6 protein-coding genes and 1 pseudogene are annotated in these 7,446 nt (G+C 64.2%); 2 read left to right on the forward strand and 5 right to left on the reverse strand.

Features of this window, described 5'->3' with window-relative positions; genetic code table 11:
- The coding region (locus tag ACLQI9_RS14115) for a BREX system ATP-binding domain-containing protein (protein ID WP_442391791.1) at window positions 1-224 on the reverse strand (224 nt) is incomplete at its 3' end.
- A 173-nt stretch (window positions 225-397) separates the two neighbouring features.
- Here ACLQI9_RS14115 and ACLQI9_RS14120 point away from each other — a divergent pair.
- A complete protein-coding gene (locus ACLQI9_RS14120; protein ID WP_442391792.1) occupies window positions 398-1,195 on the forward strand; it encodes an SDR family NAD(P)-dependent oxidoreductase in 798 nt (265 codons plus the stop codon).
- A 20-nt stretch (window positions 1,196-1,215) separates the two neighbouring features.
- Here the strand turns inward: ACLQI9_RS14120 and ACLQI9_RS14125 are convergent.
- Window positions 1,216-2,118, reverse strand: a pseudogene (locus ACLQI9_RS14125) (aldehyde dehydrogenase family protein); the annotation flags it as partial.
- A gap of 195 nt (window positions 2,119-2,313) precedes the next feature.
- Here ACLQI9_RS14125 and ACLQI9_RS14130 point away from each other — a divergent pair.
- Window positions 2,314-3,207: an esterase/lipase family protein gene (locus tag ACLQI9_RS14130; RefSeq protein ID WP_442391793.1), complete on the forward strand. Its 894-nt coding sequence runs from the start codon at window positions 2,314-2,316 to the stop codon at window positions 3,205-3,207.
- Between the two features lie 226 nt (window positions 3,208-3,433).
- Here ACLQI9_RS14130 and ACLQI9_RS14135 read toward each other — a convergent pair whose 3' ends face one another.
- The 3 genes from ACLQI9_RS14135 to ACLQI9_RS14145 form a co-directional block, all read right to left on the reverse strand.
- A complete protein-coding gene (locus ACLQI9_RS14135) occupies window positions 3,434-4,168 on the reverse strand; it encodes a GAP family protein (RefSeq protein WP_442376634.1) in 735 nt (244 codons plus the stop codon).
- Between the two features lie 88 nt (window positions 4,169-4,256).
- On the reverse strand, window positions 4,257-6,515 hold the full coding sequence (locus ACLQI9_RS14140) for an MMPL family transporter (protein ID WP_442391794.1): 2,259 nt from the start codon (window positions 6,513-6,515) through the stop codon (window positions 4,257-4,259).
- 85 nt (window positions 6,516-6,600) lie between these two features.
- Window positions 6,601-7,446: type III polyketide synthase (locus ACLQI9_RS14145; protein WP_442391795.1), on the reverse strand; the 846-nt coding region annotated here is incomplete at its 5' end.

A 7,446-nucleotide genomic window follows, 5' to 3' on the forward strand; every position in this document is an offset into this window, starting at 1 on the left:
ATCTCCGACTCGACGCCGATACATCGCGCCACGCTGAAGCCCGCCGCCCGATCGGTCACATACCGCAGCAGCGCCGTCTTGCCGATCCCCGGCTCACCGCGCAACACCACAACAGCGCTGCGACCACCACGCACCCGATCCAACAGCCCGTCAAGCGTCGCGCACTCGCTTCGCCGCCCACACAAAGATGTCAACGGGACCCCGTCGCGATGGCGATCGCCCACCCGCAACCACCGTCCTTACCCTACCAAGCGCCTAAACACCGCGAGGTTTAACGCTGCCAACACTATCCATCCCCTGAAACAACTGTCCATCCCTGGCATGTGGGCACTCGCGGAGCCGTCAGCGGGTGTATCGGCCCAGGCGACGGCAATATCGTGCGCGGTAGATTCCTGGCATGGATCTTGACGGCAGGACAACCCTTCTGACCGGCGCGATGGGGGGCCTGGGGCGAGCGATCGCCCGGGCGCTGGCGTCGCGTGGAGCGACACTCGTCCTCAGCTCACGAAAGGCCGAGGACTTGGAGCAGCTCGCCGCATCACTCCCGGGCGAAGGGCACACGACGGTTGTCTGTGACCTGGCCGAGGAAGGCGCGGCGCTTGCGTTGCTCGAGCAGGCCGGCGATATCGACGTGTTGGTCGCCAATGCGGCGCTTCCCGGGTCGGGTCGCCTGGAAAGCTTCAGTCAAGACGAGATCGGCCGCGCGTTTCGTGTCAACCTCGAGTCGCCGGTACGCATGACCCGCGAGCTGCTACCCGGCTGGCAGCAGCGCGGCAGCGGGCACTTTGTTTTCGTCTCCTCTATGTCAGGCTTCGCCGCCTTACCACGCTCATCCATCTACGCGACGACGAAGTTCGGCCTACGGGGATTCGCCCTGAACCTGCGAGAAGACTTGCGTGGCAGTGGCGTTGGTGTTTCAGTCATCTCCCCTGGTGCGATTCGCGAGGCCGGGATGTTCGCGGACAGCGGCGCCGCGCCGCCACCCGGGATGGGCACTGGCACGCCCAAGCAGGTCGCTAATGCCGTCGTGCGCGCGATCGAGGGCGACAAGTCGGAAATCTCCGTGGCGCCTCTCCATCAGCGTGCGCTAGCCCGGTTCGCGATGCTGGCGCCCGAGATCTTCGGTCGAATTGCGGGCTCGGCCGCTGCTAAGGCTGCCGACGCGGTAGCCGCGGGCCAAACCGAGAAGCGGTAAGGCGCCGCGGGTAGCTGTAGCTAAAGCTGGGCCCAGACCGACTTTGTCTGCATGTAGGCCTCGACACCCTCGGGGCCGAACTCATGGCCCCAGCCGGACTGCTTGTTACCGCCAAAGGGCACGGTGTGATCGAAAACCAACTGGCAGTTCAGCGTGACGGTTCCGGCCTCCAGCCGCTTCGCCAGACGGTGGGCGCGGCTGAGGTTATTTGTCCAGGCGGTGGCGGCCAGACCATAGGTGGTGTCGTTGGCCACGGCTTCGTCGTCGTCGTCGAACGGCAGGACGGTTACTACCGGGCCAAAGATCTCCTGCTGGTACAGCCGCATCCCGCGGTCGACTTTGGTGAGCACGGTCGGGTGGACGAAGTAGCCCTTCCGGTCGAGCCGGTGCCCACCGGTGACCACCTCAACGACATCGTCCTTGCCCTCGTCGATGAAGCCCATGACGCGCGTGAGCTGCTTTTGGCTGATCAGCGCCCCACTCATGCTGCCCTCTTCCTTGGGCCGCTCGGCTTGATCGAATTCGCCACCAGCGCAATGCCTTCCACAACCTGGTCATACACACCGCGCTGCACGAAGATGCGTGATCCGCAAACGCAGCCCTGGCCGGAATGCACGAAGATACCCATCGGCGCCATCGGTATGGCCTTGCCCAGATCGGCGTCGTCGTAGATAAGTACCAGCGACTTCCCGCCGAGTTCGAGCATGACCTTCTTCAGGTTGCCGGCGGACGCTCGCACGATCTCCTTACCGACACCGTCCGGGACGCCGGCCTCGGCGATGAGCTTGTCTAGCAGAAATGCCGACAGCGGCGTCTCCTCGGCGGGCTTGACGAGCATGCTGCACCCCCCCGGCGAGGGCCGGCGCAAGCTTGGCACTCGCATTGAAGATCGGTCCGTTCCACGGGAAGATCAGCCCTACTACGAGCGGACGTTGTGTCGATTGCTCTCAGCTTTAGCGAGGACGACTGCGGCCCAAGCCAGTTCGGTGCGACTTCCGGCTACCAAGTAGCGCGCGGCCCCTGCGGACCCGTATACCAAATTGCGGCTGGCATTGACGACACCCGACCCGCCGAGCGCCATTCTCAATGTGACACAGGTTACACAAAGAAGGTGGGACATGTCGCACGTGCAGCCGACTAGAAGGCAACCGGCACGCATCTGCAGTTCGCAGAGCCGGATGGATATGGCGGCGCCCCTGCGTGTGCTTGGTGGCGCCCGCGCGGCGGTTCAGATGGTACGGCGTGCGGCGATGGTGCACGTGCACGAGGGGGCGCTGTTGATGTCTGGAGCCGCGACGGCGCCGCGACGCCTCGTCGGTGGTGGCTATAAGTCTGCAAGCAGTATGTCGCCACACGCAAAAGCGCACGCCGCCTCCACGACACGTCCAGTGCTGCTCGTCCACGGATTCGGGGGGAGCAAGTCGCACTGGTCCTTGGTGGCGCAAGCCCTAAGTGCCCGCGGCCTAACCGTCGAGGCGATAGCCTATGCGCCGCTCGGAACTTCGGTGGAGCAGCTCGCTGGCCAGCTGGTCGCCGATGTGGAGAGGACGTTGTCTCGAACCGCTGCAGACAAGGTGCATCTGGTCGGACACAGTCTGGGCGGTGTCATCATCGCGCAAGCCATCGCGGACCCTCGCTTGAACGGGCGGGTCGACACGGTCGTTACGCTGGGCGCCCCGTTTGGCGGGTCGCCCTGGGCGGGTTTATTGCCATTTGTCGAGATCGTCCGGGCACTGCGGCCGGGGTCGCCACTGTTGCGCCGGCTCGCCTCCACGCCATTGCCTGACGGGGTGCGGTGGCTATCAGTGACAGCGGCACTCGACATCATCGTGCCCGGCCTGCGGTCGGTGCCGTTCCACGCCCAGGTGGAGACCATCACGGTCAATGACGTCGGCCACCTCGGCATGCTCAAGAGTGGGCAGGTAATCGGGTGCATAGCCGCCGCATTGTGCGCACACAAGACGACCACCGCCGCCAAGCCGGCGATGCGTCTGTTGCCAAGCGCCTCTTGATAATCCGTACCCGCAGCAAACCAGCGAAGCCGGGCCCGCGACCGCTTATCGACTCAGTGTCCTAATGCGAGGCCCGCGGCCGCGCCGTGGAGGCGGGCCGGTGTGGCGGCATCGTCGAGCACAAAGACGCCTTGTAGCGCTGCGCCGTGATTTGTGGAAGCAGTCTGCGAAGATGGTCGCCTATGTTAGTTGCGAATGGCTGCAACAACCGCTAATCCGTTAGCCATCAGACCTTGCCCACGCCAGTAACCACGAGTAAGACAGCGAATGCGCCGACGACCATTGCGGAGAGAGCCTGGCGGCGCGCACTTATCCAATCGTTCAGGCGCTGCACGACGGCTAGCGTCTTCGCCGGCGTTGCGAGATAGCTGACAAGTGGAACCTCGACGACCGTAAAAGCCACGAGGGTGAACATGAGCGCCGCGCCCACTTGCGCAGCGGCAGTTGCTCCCGAGGCCAGAATCGCGATGATCGCCGCCAGGTACTCGACGGGCGGCGTTGCCAATCCCAGGCCGGCGACAAAAGCCACCACCAGTGACCCGCCTTCAAGCTGGCCGCGGATCGACAGTCGGCTGGACCCGGTCGGTATGTTCGGCTCTAGCACCAGGATCGAGGGCTCGCCGCCGGTCACCGGCACGGCGCGCCGGCGCGCCCAGAAGCGCGCCGCGATCAGCGCGGCGATCCACACCGCGAGCACACCGATCCCGACCTGTATGTACGCGACAGTCGGGCTGCTGAGGGCCGAAAGTACAACTCGCATAACGGAAAGCGTGAGATCGCGTAGAAAAAGCAGCACAACCAACGCGGTGGCGATGCCCGCTGCCATGCCGCCCAACCAGAAGGCAAGCAGGTTGAGAATGGGCCTTGGCCGCGAAATCAAGAGCGCCATGATCCCGATCCGAACGGGGTCCATCGCCACTAGAAGCGACAGCACGAAAACTGCGCTACACACAGCCGACACCTACTCCCAACGAATGTCGCTGTGCTAACGCAAAATCGGTGCACCTGCGCGTGACTAGCAACTCTATCCCGTCCATAGGTACTGACGCTCACTCAGCGTAGGACAGCGCCTCGGCTGGCGAAGCTGATGGATGTGCGGGTTTGCTCGCCGGGACCCTATTGTGCAGCCGGGCAAGCGGTTTGGGTGCCCACCAGTTGAACCGGCCCATGACACGCATGAACGCCGGAACGAGCAGCATGCGCACCAGCGTTGCGTCTCCCAGAACGGCCAGCGTCAAACCCAGCCCGAACATCCGCATGAACGACACTTGGGCGGCGATCATTGCTGCGAATGAGATCGACATGATCAATGCGGCGGCGGTGATCACGCGGCCGGTGTGGGCCACCCCGAGCGCCACGCTTTCGTCGTTGTCGGCCGGTGTCCGGTTGGGATCCAGCCAATATTCGTGGATCCGCGACACCAGGAATACTTCGTAGTCCATCGACAAGCCGAACGCGATGCAGAACAGCAGCGCGGGCATGGTGACCACCAGCGTGCCGGTGGCGGTGGTACCCAATGCGCCGAGATGTCCGTCCTGGAAGATCCACACCAGTGCGCCGAACGTGGCTGTCAGCGATAAGCCGTTGAGCACCAGCGTCTTTAGCGGCAACACCACACTGCCGGTGAGGAGGAACATCAGTACGAAGGTGATCGCGGCAATGACCGCGAGGACGATGGGCAACCGCGAGATGGCCGCGTGGGCGGTGTCGCGGTTGGTCGGTGCGGTCCCCGTCAGAAGCGCGTGCCGGCCTGCGGGACCGGGCACGGCCTGCAGCCCGTCGAGCTGCGTCTGGGAGGCCTGCGAGTACAGCGGCACGCTGCTCGTGACGGTCAGAAAAGCACTGCCGTCGGTGACGGCGGTCGCGCCCGAGGATTGTCCGACACGCCTACCGGCGACGAACGTGCCACCGGGCGCCGACACCGACGACACCGCGGGCACCTGCGAGAGCTGCGTCGCGTAGCGGTCCAACTCGGCGGCGCTGATCCCGCCGGCGTCGGGGATGACAATGGTCACGTTCGTCGCCAGGTTGTCAGCGAAATCGGTGCGGAGCTGATCACCGACCTGTCGCGCCGAGCTCGATGTCGGTAACACGCGATCATCGGGCAGGCCCCACTTGGCAGTGGAAAACGGCAAGCCTAGCGCGACCAGCAGCGCGGCACCGGCGAGCCCGATCGGAATCGCCCGGGGCATCACGAATTTGGCTAACCGGTAGAAGGATGTCTGCTCAACCGGGCGGTGGACGGGTTCCGGCCGCCGCAGCAGCATGCGTGCCAGCCGGCGAACATCAAGGGAGTCCAACCGTTGGCCGAGCAGCGCAATGGCCGCTGGCGTGACCACGATCGCGGCGACGGCCGCGAACACCACCACCGCGACGCCGGCGTAGGCGAATGACTTCAGGAAGTACATCGGAAACAGCACCATCACCGACATCGACAGCGCCACCGTCATCGCCGAGAACAGCACGGTCCGGCCGGCGGTGGCCATCGTCCGCATGAGGGCCTCGTCGCGTCCGGCGCCGTTGGCAAGCTCGTCGCGAAACCGGCTGATAATCAGCAGCGTGTAGTCGATCGCCAAGGCCAGCCCCGTCGCGACGGACAGATTCAGCGCGAAGATCGAAACGTCGGTCGCGAAGGTGATCGCGCGCAGCACTGCCATCGAACCAAAAATCGCGAAGCCGCCAACTGCCAACGGCAGCGCCGCCGCCACCACGCCACCGAACACCCGCACCAACACCAGAAAGCTCAGCGGGATCGCGATGGATTCCATCAGCTTGAGATCCTTTTGGGTCTGGAGGTTGATCTCGGTGGCGGTGATTGCCTCGCCCCCGGCGCGCACCGTCACGCCGTCACGGTCGTGTACCAATTCGTTGCTGAGAGTTTCGGCATGCTGCTGCGCGCCGTTTTCACCGCCGATGATGCCCGCGACGATGAGCCCGGTGTTACCGTCCTTGCTGATCAGTGCCTTCGCCAAGGACGGCGGTGCTGTCCATGGCGAGGTCACCTGTGCCACATAAGGCGAGTTGTGCAGCCGAACAACGATGTCGGTGCCGACAGCGCTGGCGGCACCGCTTTGTGCGCCGTCGTTGGAGCTGACGGTGATCAGCATCTGCATGTCGCCCTGATTGAACTTGCCGGCCAACAGCTGGGCGGCATGGGCGGAACCCGCAGTTGGATCCTCGAAGCCACCCGCCGACAGGCTTTTCGCCACCGGTATGCCGAAAACCGCCGCGCCCGCCATGACAAGCAGCGCGATTGCGATGATCCGCCGCGGCGCACGAATGGCCAGCCGAGCAATACCCTCTAACACATTTCCTCCGCCTGGGATCTTGTGACCTGTGCTTTCAGACGATCAGCGCTTCGTGCGGCGGGCCGCGACGGGCGCTCGATCTGGTTCAGAAGCGAATGACGGCGCCCTCGATGGTGAGCCCCGGCCCGAACGTCAACAGGACCCCGTACTCTCCCCGGCGGGGCTTATCGACTCGCAGAATGTTTTCCAGTACCAGTAGCACCGTGGCCGAGGCGCAGTTTCCGGCGTTAGCGAGGACGTCCCAGCTCGCCCGTAATTGCGCCGGCTGCAACGCCAACTGCTTTCCCAGCACCCGCACGATCTTCGGACCGCCTGGGTGTATTCCCCAGTGGTTGACATCGCTGGCCGACAGTCCCAGAGGCTGCAGGAGTTTGACAAGAAAGTCCTCGATGTTCTCTTGGAGCGCCGCTGGTACGCCGGCGGCCAGCGTCATCCAAAATGACTGGTTGCCGATGTTCAAACTCATCATCTGGTGCTGGTCATAGAGCTGCTCAGTGTGCGTGCGCAGGAACTGAATTCCGGCTCCGTCGGGCGCCGACCCCATCAGCATGGACACGCTGGCATCGCCGAAGAGCGCCTGCGTGATCAGTGATTCCGTCGGATCCTCGTCGGGCATCGGGCTATTGCGGACATGGGCCGAACTGAGCTCGGTGCAGTTGCCGATCACCAGCTCTTCGGGTCTTGCGGCCAAGCTGTCCATGGCGACCTTGATGACGTTGAGCGCCGCGTAGCAACCCATGTGACCTATGAAGGTGCGCCGCAAATCCGACCGCAGGCCAAGCTTTTTGGCTAGCAGGAGATCGGGGCCGGGATTGATGTAACCGGTCGAGCAGGCCATCACGAAGCTGCCGACGCGGGCCTTATCGAAACCCTCGATCGCTTGGCTGATCGAACGCGAGGCCACATCTATGGCGGCATCGGCATGGGCTGC

It is taken from the genome of Mycobacterium sp., from assembly GCF_052143115.1.
In the GTDB taxonomy this organism is placed as follows: domain Bacteria; phylum Actinomycetota; class Actinomycetes; order Mycobacteriales; family Mycobacteriaceae; genus Mycobacterium.